This is a genomic window from Acinetobacter baumannii, assembly GCF_009759685.1.
Lineage (GTDB): Bacteria > Pseudomonadota > Gammaproteobacteria > Pseudomonadales > Moraxellaceae > Acinetobacter > Acinetobacter baumannii.
Genome location: NZ_CP046654.1, coordinates 1946421 through 1963976, shown reverse-complemented (window position 1 = coordinate 1963976; position 17556 = coordinate 1946421). Strand labels below are relative to the sequence as shown.

Genomic DNA, 17556 nt, shown 5'->3' with positions numbered 1-17556 from the left:
AAATCGGGGTGGCACTATTGTATGAAAAAATGATCGGTACTGCATCCATTTCACTATGCTTTTTAATGAAAGTGATTAAAGCCCAGTCAGTTATAAAATGCCGTCTGTTTTAAAATAAAGCGTGATAATATGCCCTACAGAGAGATCAATCTGATGTAGCTATGTCTAATTTCAATAAAACCTTATCGAAACGCTTACGTCTGAATCATGCATATGGGCAATTAATTGCTCTTATTTTTGTGCCCATTATGATTTTAACGTGTGTTGGGGCTTTTCTGGTTTTAACTGAAACATCACGTTCTGCAAAGCAACAACAATTGCATCATGCCTCAGCGATTTTGGCACGCTACAATCAAATTGCTAAAGATCTCTACACATTAGTAGAACTACAACCAGATGAATATGATCATGCTCAACATATTATGCAAAGTATGTTTAGCGAGAAAAATCTAAAGCGTGCTGCTTTAATTGATAGTAATGGTCAGACTTATTTAAGTATCGGTTATCGAGATAATCGTTACTGGCCTAACTTCACACAAAACAATAACTTTTTTGGTCCGATCTCTTATAACCATAATAATATTTATGGAGTCCGTATCATTGATACCGCAGGGAAGCCCCCTGTCTGGCTCTTGATTGAAATGGATAATCAACCACTTGAATTAGCGCGTTATCGCATTCTGATTGCTTTGGTCATTACCGGCCTAATGACTTTATTATTACTTTTGCTCTGTCTTAACTTTTATTCTCGCCGCTGGATTGCACCCATGTATGAAATACGTATGCAATTACAGCGTCTCAATGCAGACACTTTAGACCAACACATCGTGATTAACAGTTCCGGTGAGTTAAGATTACTCCAGCGCGATATCGCAAACGTGGTGAAACGCTTACACTTTAGTTTTTTAGAGTTAAAAGAACATACCGAGCAAACAGAAGAAGACTTACGCAGAACTTTAGATACTTTAGAAGTTCAAAACATTACTTACCGTCAAGCACGCGACCAAGCCATTTCATCTAATCAGGCAAAATCGGTTTTCCTTGCCAATATCAGTCATGAACTTCGTACACCGCTTAATAGTATTGATGGCTTTATTCATTTATTACTTCGCCAACAAAATTTAAGTAACGAACAGAACCTTTATTTACAAACTATTCGCAAGTCCTCTGCCCATTTATTAGCATTAATTAATGATGTATTAGATTTCTCAAAAATTGATGCAGGTAAACTGGAACTTGAAACAGCACCTTTTGACTTAGAAGAAGCTGTATTTGATGTCATGGATATGTTGTCACCTTTGGCTGCACAAAAGCATATTGCCATGGCTTTTTATTATGCAGATAACATTCCTCAACAGGTGATTGGTGATGCTTTACGCTTTAAGCAAATTTTGACCAATTTGATTTCCAATGCCATCAAGTTCACGCCAGATGGTGAAATTATTGTTCGTGTGCGTATGGAACATGATGACATCGGTCAGTGCTTGCTTCATTTTAGTGTTCAGGACAGTGGTATTGGTTTAAGCGGTACAGACCGTAAAAAATTATTTGAGTCGTTTTCGCAAGGCGATGCATCTGTTACCCGCCAATTTGGTGGTACAGGCTTAGGTCTGGCAATTTCTAAACAATTGGTTCATCTCATGCATGGCCAAATTGGCTTTGAAGATAACCAAGAACGTGCCCCAACAGAAAAAGGTTCAACATTCTGGTTTACTGCACAGTTTGCTGTAGATGAAGAACATGAGATTGAACATCCTCACTTCGAACATTTACAGGTGGTGTCTTATTTAGCCCACCCTGCAACAGCCAGTGTTTTACGCTACTATCTTGAAAATTATCAAGTACCACATATCGAAACTCAATCTATTCTGGACTTGTTTAGCCGCTTAAAACATCTCGACCAGAAAGACAATACATGGCTCATTGTTGATCATAGTGGTGATACTGAAGCTCTACTCAAAGAAATTCGTAGCCGCTATCAAGGTAACTTAGCAGTTTACGGCTATCAAATGACTCTTGAGCCAAACATGCTCACCGAATATCGCGCTCGCCCACTTTATCAACCATTAAGCCGTAGTGGCCTCATTCAATTATTAAGTGACCAACCTATCTTTGAAGAGGAACAACAAGACTTTAATGGGCAGGGTTTACATATTTTGGCGGTTGATGACCATTTACCTAACTTAATTGTTTTAGAAGCATTATTAGGTGAGTTAAATGTCAAAACCACTAAGGCTTTAAGTGGTCAAGAAGCGCTTAATATTATTCAAGAAAGAATTGATCAGAAGCTTAAACCATTTGATTTGGTATTTATGGACATTCAAATGCCGGTTATGTCGGGCATTGATACCACACGTGCGATCCGCTCTTTAGAATCCACTTTAGATGGGGAAATGCAACTTCCAATTATTGCTCTAACAGCCCACGCGCTTGCAGATGAAAAGCAAAAGCTTCTTAAAGTTGGTATGAATGACTATGTCACCAAACCAATTCAAATGGAGCAAATCATTCAAATTTTAACGCAATGGACAAAAAACAACTTCACTGCGCAAAATCTAGCTAAAGATCATCATGTGGTTGCAGAAGCATTAGATCCAGAAATTTTAAATTGGCAGCAAAGTTTACAACTAGCAGCAAACAAAGAAGATTTAGCTCAAGATCTTCTCAAAATGTTGGTAGATAGCTTCCCAACCGAGCTAGAAGAAATGCAGCAACTCATTGAGCTTGAAGACTTTCCTCAGCTTGAGCATGTACTACACCGTCTTTATGGAGCTACACGCTATGTAGGCACACCAAAACTTCAACAAGTGACAGGTGACTTTGAACAATTTATTTCTACGCTACGCAAAGAACGCCGTAGAGCTGACGATGGCTTCATTGAAGAAGTCATGAGACGTTTCGATGAATTAGGTCTTGTCATTAAAGAAGTTGAGAGTGCAGCTCATCAAATTTTAGTCATACCAGATTAAATAATAGTTGTTAAATAGGCATGACTGACCTGTCATGTTTCCAATTTCCAGCCATGCTATGCTCCGCTTATCGATAAAAAAATAAGCGGGAATTTCATGGCACTTTTACGTATTGAAAAAAATAATGGCATTGCAACAGTTTATCTAAACCGTCCTGATAAACGTAACGCTATGAGTTTTGCTCTACTCAAAGAACTTGTAACAACGGCTAAAGCTATACAAAAAGACCGAGATATCCGCTGTGTAATTTTGACGGGTGAAGCACAAGTGTTTAGTGCTGGTATTGATTTATCTGACTTAAACAACCCTAAGAACTCTGCATTTGCCATTTGGGAACTTGTTAAACCAGGACAAAGCCTTTTCCAAAAAGCTTTTCTTATTTGGCAAAATTTGCCCGTCCCTGTTATTGCCGCTCTTGAAGGCTATTGTTTTGGGGCAGGTATGCAACTTGCACTAGCTGCCGATATCCGCATTGCCCACCCAGACACTAAAATGTCGATTATGGAAAGCCGCTGGGGCTTAGTACCAGATATGGGTCTTACCCGTTCGCTCAAAGGCTTGATTGGAGTTGACCTTGCAAAAGAGCTGACTTTAACTGCCCGTGTTTTTGACGGAAATTATGCAAAAGATATTGGACTTGTGACTCACTTAAGTGAGAACCCATTAGAAAAAGCAAATGCGATCGCTTCGGAAATGTTACAGCGCTCACCTGATGCATTGACTGCTGCAAAACGTGTACTAGATGCAATGGAACATCAACCAGAAAAATCATTACGCTTAGAAAAAATCTGGCAACTTAAATTATTACTTGGTAAAAATAGCAAACTTGCTCGTAAAAAAGACAAACATCCGGAAGTTAAATTTTTACCACGCCAATATAGATAAGAGCTTTATTATGAATTTTGATCGTAATACTCCTATTGCTTTTTTAGGCATAGGACTTATGGGAAGCCGTATGGCAAGCCGTCTTATACAAGCCGGCTTTCAGGTCGCAGTATGGAATCGAACAGCATCTGCTTGTGAAGAACTTATTGATATTGGCGCGCATGCACTCGATCTTTCCAACATCGGACAGTACCCTCTCATTTTAACTTGCCTAGCCGACGATAAAGCTGTGCAAGCAGTATTTGATCAAATTCAAACAAACTTAAAAGCGGGTCAGGTCATTGTCGACTTCTCAAGTCTCTCTGTTGCTGCGACAAAAGTACTTGCTCAGGCTGCTGCTTCACAAGATGTGATATGGATTGACTCCCCCGTTTCAGGCGGTACAGCTGGGGCAGAACAAGGCACGCTAGTGATTTTTGCAGGTGGCGATGCTCAAACTATTGAAGCTTTAAGTCCTGTTTATAATGTTCTTTCCCAACGTGTCACACGAATGGGAGATACAGGCACAGGACAAGCAACTAAAATTTGCAATCAACTCATTGTGGCAGCAAACAGCGCCCTGATTGCCGAAGCAGTTGCACTGGCAGACCGCGCGGGCGTAGATACCACTTTATTCGCTCCTGCCCTAGCTGGCGGATTTGCCGACTCAAAACCTTTTCAAATACTGGCACCACGTATGGCGACTCATACTTTCGAACCTGTTCAGTGGAAAGTTCAAACATTATCGAAAGACCTTAACAACGCAGTAACATTGGCTAACAATGTTAATTTAGACATCCCCGTTGCACAAAAAGCTCTATTACAGCTACAAACTCACCAAAAAAATGGCTTTGCTGAGAAAGATTTAGCTACTATGATTCAAGTAGTAGAGCAATAATAAACGGAGTTTGTGTATGGGTCGTCTTGCCGTTAACTTATCCATGATTTTTACCGAAGTTCCTTTAATTGAACGCTTTGCATTAGCCCATGCAGAGGGCTTTGAACATGTAGAAATTCAATTCCCATACGAGCTTGCCATTTCTGATATTCAAGACCAACTTGAACGTTACAACCTAAATTTATGTTTAATTAACGTTCCTGCTGGTGACCTTATGCAAGGTGGAAATGGCTTAGCAGGTATACCGGGTCAAGAGGCAGCATTTCGTGAGGCATTACAGTTAGCGATTCGCTATGCCACAGCATTAAAAGTACCTCGTGTTAATATTTTGGCAGGTAAGCAACCTCAAGACTCTGACTTACTTCCTTGCCTTAAGACACTTGCAAGCAACTTAAAATTAGCCTGTGATTTACTGACAGAACACGATATTGAACCTGTATTTGAAATGATTAATGGCACAGATATGCCACGCTTTTTGGTACAGAACATTGCCCAAGCCCAAGAAATGCTAGAAGCAGTCAATCACCCTGCCTTAAAAATGCAATATGACTGTTACCATATGGCAATGATGGGTGAAGATGTACTTGAAGGGTTACAAGAAAATATTCACCAGATTGGCCATATTCAGTTTGCAGATTGTCCGGGACGCCATGAACCCGATACAGCTCAAATACCGTATGAGCAAATTTTTTCATGGATTAAGCAAAGTGCTTATGAGGGCTATATTGCGGCAGAATATAAACCTAAAAATGGCTCAAATCAGTCATTTACATGGAAAAAGAAATATTTTTCCGATGATGTAAATATATAAACTGTTACTAGTTTTGTTTGAAATTCTGAGTGAAAACCACTATATTAGATAGTGAGTAATTGTCAGGAAAATATACCCTATATGAATTTAGAACCATCGCCCAGCGTGTCTAATTCTCACGATTTCGCAATGAACACCTCAAATAAAGACGTACAAGCTTGTCTTAAAGTCGTCCATGACGCTTTAGTTGATGTAAAAGCAAAAGATATTCTACAGTTAGATGTTAGTTCTATTAGCAATGTTGCTGATGCTATTGTCATCGCGAGTGGTACTTCTACTCGTCACGTCAAAGCACTTGCTGACAATGTTGCAGAAGAAGCTCGAAAAGCTGGTTTCCGCCCGATTGGCGTTGAAGGCGAACGAGATGCCGAATGGATCTTAATCGATCTTGGCTTTGTTGTAGTACATGTGATGCTACCAACTGCCCGCAAATTCTATGATTTAGAAAGCTTATGGCGTACTGCTCCAGAGTCGGTCGCATAAAATTTTGCTTTTAAAAAAAGCGGCTCTTTTGAGCCGCTTTTTGTTTATACACTTACTGAAACTTTTATTATTTAAACACCCACCTTTACCCTCATGTTCTATGAAAAGCTGGTAACTCAACAAAACTTTAATAACACTAACAAGCAAGTCATCACTCTTATTTAAAATTGACATGACAAATTGTCAGAATTCCAGCACTATACCAATTCTTATAGTCTCATCAATAAATAGCATAACCGGAGCACTAAAAAGTGAAGATACTCATTACTGGCGCCAATACAGGTATTGGTTTTGCCACAGCAGAACAACTTGTAAAACAAGGACAACATGTCATTTTGGCATGCCGAAATCCTCAAAAAGCACAAGAGGCACAAAACAAACTACGCTCACTCGACCAAGGACAAGTCGATGTCGTTTCTCTCGACTTAAACAGCCTTGAATTAACTCAAAAAGCTGCAGAAGAAATTGCAGATAAATATGGCAGCCTTGATGTACTTATTAATAATGCCGGTCTATTTTCAAAAACAAAGCAACTCACCGTAGATGGGTTTGAACAGCAATTTGGCGTTAACTATTTAGGTCACTTTTTATTAACTCAAAAACTACTCCCCGCTCTAAAGCAGTCTCCTCAAGCACGTATTATTCATCTAGCGTCTATTGCTCACTGGGTTGGTTCAATTAAGCCTAATAAATTTCGTGCGGAAGGTTTTTACAATCCCCTGTTCTATTATGGACAATCCAAGCTTGCAAACTTATTGTTCAGCAATGCATTAGCTGAACAACTAGCAGACAGTTCAATTACCAATAATGCATTACACCCCGGTGGTGTTGCTTCCGATATTTATCGCGATTTACCAAAACCAGTTTATGCAGCCATGAAAGTAGGTTTAGTTCCAACATCGGTTCCTGCAAAGCTCATTACAGAAATGGCGACTGGTGACACATGGCACAACCGCAATGGTGAATATGTCAGTGCGCATATGCCAGACTGGAAATCTTCCCATGCCAAAAACCAGCAATTAGCACGCGACCTCTATCAGCAATCTATGTCTCTAGTGGAAAAGTTCCTCTAACCTTCAAAAAATAAAAAACCACCCGAAGGTGGTTTTTTTATATCAAAGCAACTTAGTGGCCTGTACCGTTAATTGCTTTCGTCATATCTTCAACAACTTTCTTAGCATCACCAAAGATCATCATTGTTTTTTCGTTATAGAACAAATCATTATCAAGACCAGCATAACCTGTCGCCATAGAACGCTTAATCACCATGATTGTACGTGCTTTATGTGCTTCAAGAATCGGCATACCATAAATTGGTGAACCTGGGTCATCTTTTGCAGCAGGATTCACAACGTCGTTTGCACCAATAACAAGTACTACGTCAGTTGCCGGGAAGTCTGAGTTGATCTCATCCATTTCCAAGATGTCTTCATATGCTACGTCTGCTTCAGCAAGCAATACGTTCATGTGACCAGGCATACGACCTGCAACCGGGTGAATTGCGAAACGGACGCGAACACCTTGTTCTTTTAGAATTTCACATAACTCTTTTACAGCATTTTGTGCACGACCTTGCGCCATACCATAACCCGGCACAATCACAACGCTGTCTGCATTTGACATTAAGAAGCCAGCATCATCAGCAGAACCTGAACGGTAGTTACGTTGAACTTGTTCACCTTTAGCAGCTGTAGAAACTGCTGCACCACCCATTGCACCACCAAACAATACGTTGATGATTGAACGGTTCATTGCTTTACACATGATGTATGACAGAATCGCACCAGATGAACCCACAAGTGAGCCCGCAACGATCAACATGTTGTTTTCAAGGGTAAAACCAATACCTGCTGCTGCCCAACCAGAGAACGAGTTAAGAAGCGATACCACTACAGGCATGTCACCACCACCTACCGGTGCAATCCATACCCAGCCAAATGCAAGTGCAAGTGCGGTCATTGCCCAGAAAGCAGTCATGTTGCCAGTTGTGAAGAAGTAGAAACCACAAGCCAACATCGCAACAAAGATAAGTGCTTGAACAGGTTTAACCCATGCACCAGAGATTGTTTTAGCCCATTTTTTCGCAGCCAATTTACCGTAAGCAAACACAGATGCTGTAAAGGTAATCGCACCAACGAAACAACCAACAAACAATTCAAATAGGTGAACCTTACTCATGTGTGCATGTTGCACGCCAGCCGCTGTTAATGCTGCCTCATTTTGAGCAAACAATGCTGTAAGCTGGTTGTTATGCAAAATTGCTGCAACTGCAATCAAAACCGCAGCCAAACCCACCAATGAGTGCATAAGTGCAACAGTTTCAGGCATTTGAGTCATGGGTACAGTACGTGCACGTGCAATACCCACAATCGCACCAAGCACCATTGCACCACCAATCATCCAAATAACTGGGTTATTGGCAACAAAGAAGGTTGTTACAACTGCAATCGCCATTGCGATCATACCGTAACGGTTACCTTGAATTGCTGTTTTAGGACCAGATAGGCCGCGAAGCGTCAAGATAAAGAGAATTGCGCCTACAAGGTACAACCAGTTTGCATTTGCTTGAATAAATTCCATGTCAAAGCCCTCTTATTTCTTTTGCTTAGGCTTGAACATTTCCAACATGCGTGCAGTTACTGCGAAGCCGCCGAAAATATTAATGCTTGCTAAAAATACTGCAATCGCACCAAGTACGCTCACAACATTCACACTTTGAAATGCAACATTTGCATCTACACCAAGTACAGGCAGGCCAACTGTTTGCAACATCGCACCAACAACAATAATCGATGACAATGCGTTGGTTACCGCCATAAGTGGCGTGTGCAAAGCTGGTGTAACACCCCAAACAACGTAATAACCTACGAAGATGGCAAGGACGAAAATTGTAATAGTTTCAACCATGAGAAATCTCCTTAACCACGCTTAAGCAGCACTTGACCGCCATGAGTGACCAATAGGGCTTTTTGGATTTCGTCTTCTTGATTAATCGCAAAGTTTTTCTCTTTGTCGAATAAAGTCTCTACGAAATTAAAAACGTTACGTGCATATAATGCAGAAGCTTCTGTCGCAACAGTGGCTGGAATATTTGGAATACCCAAAATTTTTACACCATTTTCAGTGACAACAGTTTCGCCAACTTTAGAACCTTCAACGTTACCGCCTGTTTCAACTGCCATATCTAAAATGACAGAGCCTGGTTTCATTTTGGCAACAGTTTCAGCTTTGATCAGACGCGGTGCATCACGGCCTGGCAACAATGCTGTTGTAATCACGATATCGGCATTCGATACAGCTTTATCTACAATCGCAGCTTGGTCTTTGATGTATTGCTCACCCGGCATCCAGCCATAACCATTTTTTGCTGCATCTGCTGCACGTTGCTGTTCTTCTTCAGACATTGGTACGTCTAACCACTTACCGCCTAAAGACTCAACCTGATCTTTTGCTGTTGGACGCAAGTCAGTTGCTTCAACAATTGCACCCAAACGTTTTGCAGTAGCAATCGCTTGAAGTCCTGCAACCCCAACACCCATAATCACAACACGTGCAGGCTTTACAGTACCAGCAGCAGTCATAAGCATTGGGAACATGCGTTGATATTCAGCAGCTGCAAGCAAAACTGATTTATAACCAGCTAAGTTTGCTTGAGAAGACAACACATCCATGTTTTGTGCACGAGAAAGCGTACGAGGAAGCAATTCCAGAGCAAAAGCAGACACTTGCTGATTCGCAAATTGGTCTAGCTCGGTATTACGATAAGGATCAAACATTGCTACAACAGTTGTATTTGCTGCAAGTTTTTGAATTTCCCCGCCTTGTGGCGCACGAACTTTCAAAATAATTTGACTACCCGTATAGGCATCATCCGTAATGGTTGCACCGACCTGTTCATAAGCACTGTCAATGTACGCAGCCTTTACACCAGCACCACGTTCAATCACAACGCTATGACCAGCGCTAATCAACTTCTTTACTGTCTCTGGCGTAGCAGCTACACGATTTTCACCGACGACAGTTTCGGTTGGGATTCCGATCTGCATGAGCGTTCCTCAAGCTAATTTCTCATTGTCAAAAACATTGCAACCCGCAATGTTTCCCCCATGTGTATTCTTTGTACAGAATTTGGATTCTAATTGAACTTTTTGAAAATACCACCCACTATTTATTTAATAAATACCCATATTTTGAACTGATGATTCACGATACTTGATATGAGGTGTAGTATAGGAAAATTTTTCTTTTTTTGCAGACAATAGTCTCTCTTATACAGTCCTGTATATGAAAATTTCTTTATCTTCGTTTCAAATTGGGTCTTTTTTTGCGCTTTGCTCTGCTTTTCTATTCAGCACAAAAGCGATTTTCATTAAACAAACTTATGCCCTTTCTCCATTAGTAGACGGTACAGTCCTGATGGCTTTACGGATGTTAAGCGCTTTACCGTTTTTTCTATTAATTTGCTGGTTCAATAGGCATCATAATCAGGGCATAAAAAAGAAGGATTGGCTAATTTTAATTTTTGCCGGTCTGTTAGGCTACTACTTTGCCAGCTGGCTCGATTTCATGGGCCTCATGTTTATTAGCGCTTCTTTAGAGCGAATCATCCTATTTTTATATCCCACACTTACCGTGATCGCTTCAAGTCTGCTCTACAAACAAAAATTAGATGTAAAAAGTTTATTCGCCATTTTTCTTAGTTATGGTGGAACCGTGTTAGTGATGCTGCAAGAGCACAACAATGCACCAATTCAGGGCAACTTTTGGCTCGGAACAAGTTTTGTATTTGCTAGCGCTGTAGCTTTTGCCGGTTATTTACTGCTGACTCCACCATTAATTAAAAAATTTGGTTCTTGGAATTTCACAGGCTTAGCTTTAACAGTTGCCTGTATAGGTACATTAACCCATTACACTTTAAGTACCCCTCACCCGTTTCAACTCCTATTACAACTTCCCTCAAGTGTAATTTGGTACGGGATTGGCTTAGGCTTTTTAGTCACTGTCTTACCTACCGTTATGCTTATGCAAAGCATTGAACGATTAGGTGCCTCTCAATCTGCAATGATTGCTTCGATCGGACCAGTTTTAACGATTTTGCTTGCCGTTGCTTTTTTAAATGAACACCTAAATATATGGCAATGGGTCGGTTGTTTCCTCAATATAGTCGGTGTAATGATGATTACTTTAAGAAAGAAAAGACTAAAACACTAAATGCTCTTGACCTCAACTTAAGTTGAGGTTGGATACTCATCTAAATTTTATTAAACGGTTGAGTTCCATGAACAAAGAAATTTTTAAAATCATAAATCCTTCTACTTTATATGACCCAACACCTAACGCTTATAGTCATGTCGCTGTAGTAAGCAATTTTAACAATATTATTCATATTGCAGGTCAAGGTGGCGAAGACCAACAAGGTCAATTAAGTTCTCATTTCAGCGAACAAGTCCTACAAACATTTGAAAATATTAAATATGCGTTAGTAGCTGCCAATGCAGAACTTACGGATATCGCCGTTTTAAGAATTCTAGTTGTTGACCATTCGGTAGAAAAACATGAGATTTTGATTAAAATTATGAAGGATTTATGGAAAAATCACCCTTTTCCAGCCTGCACACTCATTCCTGTGCCGCGTCTTGCACTAGAACATATGCTCATTGAAGTCGAAGCAACGGCATACACTTAATAAAATCGAGAGAACATCATGTCTACCCCTGAAGATATCAGTCAAAATAAACCTTTACTTTGGTTGATGGCAGCAGCATGTGGCCTATGTGCAGGTGTGAATTACTATTGCCAACCACTTATTCACTCTATTCAGCAAGATTTTGCTGTAACTCAAGCACAAGCTGCTTTAACAGTAACATTCGCTCAGGTGTCTTATGCCTTAGGTTTACTCTTTATTGTTCCGATGGGTGATATTGTCAATAAAGCCAAAGCTATTCCGTTTTTAATGATGCTTTGTGCAGTTGGCCTATTTACCTCTGCTTTTGCTGTTAACTTACCTATGCTCTGGATCGGTACAATTTTAGCGGGTTTGTTTTCAGTTGCAGCTCAAGTGCTTATTCCTCTTGCAACAATGACGGTTAAACCTGAAAAAACTGGTGAGATTATTGGCTTCTTAATGAGTGGCTTATTGGTCGGGATTTTACTCTCTACCAGTCTGGCTGGCTTATTTTCCAACCTTTTCCACTGGAAAGTCGTTTATGCCATAAGCGGTATATTAATGCTTTTGTTGGCCTATACCTTAAAAAGCCGCCTACCTTATGTCATGCGTATGAAACTGAACTATGGACAAATCTTTATTTCCATGGCTCAGCTTTTAAAAGAGGAAAAGCGTCTATTATTAAGAGCGCTTACAGGTGCTTTCGCCTTTGCAGCAGTAAGTATTCTATATTCCACCATCGCATTACTTCTCACCTCGGCACATCATTTACCCGATCTATTTATTGGACTGGTACCTTTAGTCGGTATCTTTGGTGCGTTATCAACACGTTATATCGGCAAATATGCCGACCAAGGCTACACACGTTTACTCACCTGGATGGGTTGCGGGCTATTTTTGGTAAGCTGGATTTGTTTCTATTTCGGACAAACTCTACTTTCAGCTTATGTTATTGGTTTTGCTTTAATTCAATTGGCACTTGCCCTTGTCCACACCAGCAACCAAAGTATTATTTTCCGTTTACGTCCCGATGCCAAATCTCGTATTAATGCTATTTATATGACTACTTATTTTATTGGTGGTGCAGCTGGTTCGGCATTAGGGATTTTTGCATGGAATCGTGGTGGATGGACCATGACTTGCCTAGCAGGTGTGGGACTCGTTGTGTTTTGTATTTTATTTAGCATGATTGATGCTTTCTTACAAAAAAAGCAAATGGCTTAGCTATAAGGTAATTTGTTAAAAATCATCTTTCTATATTTAACATTAGGGCGGTTATAAATTACGCAGTTAAATGCCACTGTCGATTCAGGGCTAAACCCCGTATAATGCTGCCCTTTCTTTAATTTAGCGACTTTTGGGTCTATCGGTTATGCAATCACTTCAATCGTTACAACCTCGTATTTCAGTAGCCCCTATGATGGACTGGACTACAAAGGACTACCGATTCTTTGCACGGTTGTTTAACCCAAACGTTGTACTTTATACAGAAATGGTGACTACGGGCGCGATTCTATTTGGCGATGCAAAACGCCATTTGGACTATAACGCTCAAGAACACCCGATCGTATTGCAGCTTGGCGGCTCAAACCCACAAGAGCTTGCCACTTGCACAAAAATGGCTGAAGACTGGGGTTACGATGAAGTCAACCTGAATGTAGGCTGCCCAAGTGACCGTGTACAGAACAATAAAATCGGTGCATGTTTAATGGCAGAACCAGACTTGGTCGCTGAATGTATTCACAGCATGCAAAAAGCCGTCAATATTCCGGTAACGGTAAAACACCGTATCGGTATTGATGACATGCAGTCTTACGAAGAAATGCTGCACTTTGTAGATACTGTAGCAGCAACAGGTTGTACTCACTTTGTTGTACATGCCCGTATTGCGATATTGAAAGGTTTGTCTCCGAAAGAAAACCGAGAAGTACCACCGCTACGCTATGAAGATGTTTACCGTTTAAAGCAAGAACGCCCGCATCTGACTATTGAAATTAATGGCGGTATTAAAACTTTTACCGAAACTCAAGCTCATTTACAGCACGTTGACGGCGTCATGATTGGCCGTGAAGCCTATCACAACCCTTACTTACTTGCTGAGCTCGGCCAACTTTGGAACCTAGAAGCACCGGATCGCTTCGATATTATGGAACAAATGCTACCGTATATTGAACAACGTCTAGCTGAGGGTGCGCCACTCTCTATCATTACGCGTCATATTTTAGGTTTATTCCAAAATTTACCGGGCGCTCGCAAATGGCGTCAGGCGCTAAGTGGTGGAAATGCAAAAACTTTAACTGATGTCGAGAATGCAATCCATAATATGCAAGCTGCCATTATCCGTACTGAAGAGTATTTAAAGGAACACCAATTTTAAGCCAGCCCATGTTTCTAAAATTGTAAGAAAATGTGGCATTTTAAATCAGAGACTTAGATTTTGAGTATATTCGCAAATGTTGGCTCGAAATATTCAAAATTAGGCTCTGATTAATTATTTATATTCAATAATATCAAAAACTTAATTTGTATGATTTCAAAAGCTCTTTTAATTAGCCCTTTTTTCCATAGCCAGAAATAAAAACTGGCAAAAAGATACGTTATTACATAACATAAACAAAACTTTTAAGTTTGGGCCATTAGTATCTCTGAACGCCACAGGTAGGTGGTGATTTTCTAAATACGGATATAGGTAGTACGGGTAGAGATTTCACGATGATTATTTATGACGGACAAGTAGCTGATAACTATATGTATCAGGATTCAAATCAGGCAGCCATTGTTGTATCCCACAGCACACCAAGCCTCCCTTATCCATTCACCATGAAACCCAATAATCACTCCACTGAAACCAACACTCCTCCAGCCATTGATGTAGAAAAATTCGTAGCTAAATTAGAAAGTATTACCTCTAGACGCAGTAAAGCGCGTTGTGCACGTAGCATCCGTATTGCGCTTGAGTCTGCTGGTGCCGATGTTGAAAACCATCCGATTGCAGCATCTGATTGGGGCGATACCCTCAAGAAAATTGGCTATAAAGAAATAAATCCAGCCTTTGATGAGCCACAAGAAGGCGACATTTATATCATTCACAGAACCCGCAACCATATTTACGGTCATATCGCTGGTTACACAGGAAGCGAATGGGTGTCGGACTTTAAACAAAGTAGTTATGACGTCTATAAAGATGATAACGTCACCTATACTTACTATAGATTAGGCTAATTCACTTCTAAGATAAAAACATTTGATGAATTTGCTCGGCGCAGTGCTGAATGATTTCATCATGGTCCTTTCTATAGACCAGCAAAACTTCCGAAAGAGATAGGGAATCTTCCAAAGGTATTAGTTTTACATTGGCGGGTAAGATTTGTTGAAACTCCGCAGGAACAATACCTACCCCTAAATTTGCCGCCACGAGCTGTAACTGTGAAATCTTACGCGACTGAATGGAGGTTTTTTGTGGGGTAAATCCTGCGGCTAAACACAGATTTGCGACCAAATAACTTAAGCCTCCTCTTTCGGCATGAGGTGTTGATACAAAACACTCATCTTTTAAGTCTTTTAAATAAACCTTTTCTGATTTAGCAAACTTGGCATGATCAATATGCACAGCCACCATTAAAGGCTCTTCATATAACTTAAGAGTATTTATACCATCTAAAGTATGCCGAACTGGTGGGCGGATCAAACCGATATCAATTTCACCATTTAATAACGCTAAGATTTGCTGCTCCGATGACAAGGTATTGATCTCAAAGCTCAAGTGCTGCGTTAAGCTAACTTCTTTTAATATCTGCACCTTTGTATTATCCACGACAATACTGCTGGAATGAGCAATTTTAATCTGTCGATTTTTCCCTTCCGAAACACTTTTAGAAAGATCAATAATTTCATTTAAATAAAGCAAGTTATCTTTTATTTTCTTATAGAAGACCTCTCCCGCTGGCGTGAGTCTTGCTCTTTTGTCCGTACGATCAAACAACTGAAAATCAATTTCTTCTTCTAATAGCTTCATTTGTCGACTTAAAGCAGACTGGGCAATAAATAGCTTTTCGGAAGCAGCGGTAAAACTCCCTTCTTCAACAATTTTTATGAAATATTGGAATTGTTTTAATGTGAGCATTATCATCTCAAAATTAGATCATTTGGTCTATTTTCTATATTAGATTAGATAGATTCCCTTCGCTAGAATTTTAATCAAGACCATTCACTTGATTGAATTCTTCATGAAGTATTTAAAAGGTTTCGCAATATGCACCATCGTTATTTTAATTTTATGGTGTTTTAAATTTTATGATCAGCAATTACCCACACAGCCCAAACAAGACAATATAGAGCTATATGATTAAATAGTTTTTCCCAAAAAAAAGCATGCCCCCCACCTAAGCGCATGCCTTTTCCATATTTAAATTAGGCTTTCTTTAAATCGAGCTTTTTCAAAACTTCGGCTACAGCAATCATGGCAAAGCTTGAAGTCACCACCACCGCTGAACCATAGCCCCCACAGCGCAACCCAGCCGATGGGCAGACATCTGCGCTTGAAAATGGATTGTCGATTGAGTAAATACAGGTAATGCCAAATTTCTCTTTTGGCTTTTTACAGATGCCGCGAGCGCGAAGCTGACTACGTAGCTTTGCTAACATTGGGTCTTGTTCTGTTTTTGATAGATCGGCCACACGAATTTTAAGTGGATCGAGCTTACCACCAGCTCCACCCGACACAATTAAAGGAATTTTATTAAAACGACAATGGAGCATTAAAGCCAGTTTTGCTTTAACGTCATCAATGCAGTCCAAAACAATATCCGGTACAGGGTTTAAAAGCTCTGCAACATTTTCAGGTGTTAAGAAGTCATCAATAATATTGACTTTAATGCGTGGGTTAATTTGGCGACAACGCTCCGCCATAATTTCAACTTTTTCACAGCCCAGAGTTGAGGTCATTGCAGGTAGCTGACGATTCACATTTGATGCTGCAACTACATCCATATCGACTAATGTAATCTCACCAATACCTGTACGCGCTAAAGCTTCTACTGCCCAACTGCCGACCCCGCCAATACCAATCACCATCACATGACTTTTTTCATAGTGCTGGAACGATGAATCACCATAAATTTTGGCTACACCTGCAAAACGGCGGTCATATTCATCATTTTGTGGTAAATCGGACATGGAAATGGCTTTCTCTAAAAAATCAAACCATATATTTTACTGTTTTTTACGTAGTGCGTCTTGCCGCTCTTACAAATAAAAATACCCAGTAAAATTGAAATAATTGAATTCCACCAACTTACTTTTATTTCAAAGCAAAAATGAAGTTGATTTCAACAGATGCATTTTTTGGAAGTTGGTACACGCTGACCGATGTACGTGTATGCCGTCCCGTATCTAAACCCAAAATTTCATAAAGTATTTCAGATGCTCCATCAGCAACTTCGCTTTGCTGTATAAAAGATGACGTTGAATGAACAAATACATTCATTTGTAAAACTTTTCCAATAACATCTAAAGTCCCATAGTGCTGTTTTAAAATTGCTAAAGCTCTCATGGTGCTAATACTTGCAGCAAGCTGTGCATCTGATAAATCAACATCTAATCCAACTTTTCCACAAATCTGTACCGTATCTCCCACTCTTGGAATTTGACCACTAATAAATACAAGTCCAGCGTGTTCAATTAATGAGGTATATTTACCTCCTATTTTTATATCCCCTGAAAAATCATATCCCAATCGAGATTCAACTTTTAAAAATACTGTATCTCTACCCATAATTGCTTCTTCTTATAACAAAAATTATTTTATTTATATTTAGCTTATCCATTAAATAAAGACAATAAAAAAGCCTCATGAATATAAGGCTTT

General features: G+C 39.9%; 18 protein-coding genes. 12 read left to right on the top strand and 6 right to left on the bottom strand.

Features of this window, described 5'->3' with window-relative positions:
• Positions 1 to 161: 161 nt before the first annotated feature.
• From GO593_RS09305 to GO593_RS09280, 6 genes are all read left to right on the top strand, one after another.
• Positions 162 to 2969, top strand: a complete 2808-nt coding sequence (locus GO593_RS09305; RefSeq protein ID WP_000064534.1) for a GacS-like sensor histidine kinase — start codon at positions 162 to 164, stop codon at positions 2967 to 2969.
• 96 nt (positions 2970 to 3065) lie between these two features.
• The gene (locus GO593_RS09300; RefSeq protein WP_001196726.1) at positions 3066 to 3854 is read left to right on the top strand and encodes a crotonase/enoyl-CoA hydratase family protein; all 789 of its coding nucleotides are present in this window, start codon (positions 3066 to 3068) and stop codon (positions 3852 to 3854) included.
• Between the two features lie 10 nt (positions 3855 to 3864).
• On the top strand, positions 3865 to 4731 hold the full coding sequence (locus tag GO593_RS09295; protein ID WP_001008368.1) for an NAD(P)-dependent oxidoreductase: 867 nt from the start codon (positions 3865 to 3867) through the stop codon (positions 4729 to 4731).
• Between the two features lie 16 nt (positions 4732 to 4747).
• Positions 4748 to 5542 (top strand): hydroxypyruvate isomerase family protein, encoded by a 795-nt coding sequence (locus tag GO593_RS09290; RefSeq protein ID WP_000532984.1) that lies wholly within the window; start codon positions 4748 to 4750, stop codon positions 5540 to 5542.
• 81 nt (positions 5543 to 5623) lie between these two features.
• Positions 5624 to 6025: a ribosome silencing factor gene (gene rsfS, locus GO593_RS09285; protein ID WP_001047580.1), complete on the top strand. Its 402-nt coding sequence runs from the start codon at positions 5624 to 5626 to the stop codon at positions 6023 to 6025.
• A gap of 251 nt (positions 6026 to 6276) precedes the next feature.
• The gene (locus tag GO593_RS09280; RefSeq protein ID WP_000697819.1) at positions 6277 to 7098 is read left to right on the top strand and encodes an SDR family NAD(P)-dependent oxidoreductase; all 822 of its coding nucleotides are present in this window, start codon (positions 6277 to 6279) and stop codon (positions 7096 to 7098) included.
• 52 nt (positions 7099 to 7150) lie between these two features.
• On the opposite strand, the gene GO593_RS09275 is transcribed toward GO593_RS09280, so the two are convergent.
• From GO593_RS09275 to GO593_RS09265, 3 genes are read right to left on the bottom strand one after another with little or no spacing between them, the layout of a single operon-like run.
• Positions 7151 to 8605, bottom strand: a complete 1455-nt coding sequence (locus tag GO593_RS09275; RefSeq protein WP_000394402.1) for an NAD(P)(+) transhydrogenase (Re/Si-specific) subunit beta — start codon at positions 8603 to 8605, stop codon at positions 7151 to 7153.
• A gap of 12 nt (positions 8606 to 8617) precedes the next feature.
• Entirely contained in the window at positions 8618 to 8932 is a 315-nt protein-coding gene (locus GO593_RS09270) for a proton-translocating transhydrogenase family protein (RefSeq protein ID WP_000230434.1), read from the bottom strand.
• An 11-nt stretch (positions 8933 to 8943) separates the two neighbouring features.
• Positions 8944 to 10071: a Re/Si-specific NAD(P)(+) transhydrogenase subunit alpha gene (locus tag GO593_RS09265; RefSeq protein WP_001165468.1), complete on the bottom strand. Its 1128-nt coding sequence runs from the start codon at positions 10069 to 10071 to the stop codon at positions 8944 to 8946.
• Positions 10072 to 10309: 238 nt separating this feature from the next.
• Between GO593_RS09265 and GO593_RS09260 the strand changes: the two genes are divergently transcribed.
• The 5 genes from GO593_RS09260 (at position 10310) to GO593_RS09240 (ending at position 14912) form a co-directional block, all read left to right on the top strand.
• Positions 10310 to 11236 (top strand): DMT family transporter, encoded by a 927-nt coding sequence (locus GO593_RS09260; protein ID WP_000703577.1) that lies wholly within the window; start codon positions 10310 to 10312, stop codon positions 11234 to 11236.
• Positions 11237 to 11303: 67 nt separating this feature from the next.
• Positions 11304 to 11711 (top strand): RidA family protein, encoded by a 408-nt coding sequence (locus GO593_RS09255; protein ID WP_001031025.1) that lies wholly within the window; start codon positions 11304 to 11306, stop codon positions 11709 to 11711.
• A gap of 18 nt (positions 11712 to 11729) precedes the next feature.
• Positions 11730 to 12914 carry an MFS transporter gene (locus GO593_RS09250; RefSeq protein WP_000106683.1) on the top strand — a complete coding sequence of 395 codons (1185 nt, stop codon included), beginning with the start codon at positions 11730 to 11732 and terminating at the stop codon, positions 12912 to 12914.
• 148 nt (positions 12915 to 13062) lie between these two features.
• Complete coding sequence (gene dusA / locus GO593_RS09245; protein WP_001191168.1) at positions 13063 to 14067, top strand: tRNA dihydrouridine(20/20a) synthase DusA; 1005 nt, start codon at positions 13063 to 13065, stop codon at positions 14065 to 14067.
• A gap of 335 nt (positions 14068 to 14402) precedes the next feature.
• Positions 14403 to 14912 (top strand): hypothetical protein, encoded by a 510-nt coding sequence (locus GO593_RS09240; RefSeq protein WP_000587862.1) that lies wholly within the window; start codon positions 14403 to 14405, stop codon positions 14910 to 14912.
• Between the two features lie 7 nt (positions 14913 to 14919).
• On the opposite strand, the gene GO593_RS09235 is transcribed toward GO593_RS09240, so the two are convergent.
• The gene (locus GO593_RS09235) at positions 14920 to 15813 is read right to left on the bottom strand and encodes a LysR family transcriptional regulator (RefSeq protein WP_000956773.1); all 894 of its coding nucleotides are present in this window, start codon (positions 15811 to 15813) and stop codon (positions 14920 to 14922) included.
• Positions 15814 to 15916: 103 nt separating this feature from the next.
• On the opposite strand from GO593_RS09235, the gene GO593_RS09230 reads away from it, so the two are divergent.
• Complete coding sequence (locus GO593_RS09230) at positions 15917 to 16039, top strand: hypothetical protein (protein ID WP_001984446.1); 123 nt, start codon at positions 15917 to 15919, stop codon at positions 16037 to 16039.
• A gap of 61 nt (positions 16040 to 16100) precedes the next feature.
• Here GO593_RS09230 and GO593_RS09225 read toward each other — a convergent pair whose 3' ends face one another.
• Entirely contained in the window at positions 16101 to 16865 is a 765-nt protein-coding gene (locus GO593_RS09225) for a tRNA threonylcarbamoyladenosine dehydratase (RefSeq protein WP_001281713.1), read from the bottom strand.
• A 124-nt stretch (positions 16866 to 16989) separates the two neighbouring features.
• Positions 16990 to 17463, bottom strand: coding sequence for a RidA family protein (locus GO593_RS09220; protein ID WP_000532213.1), 474 nt, complete (start codon positions 17461 to 17463; stop codon positions 16990 to 16992).
• Positions 17464 to 17556 lie beyond the last annotated feature (93 nt).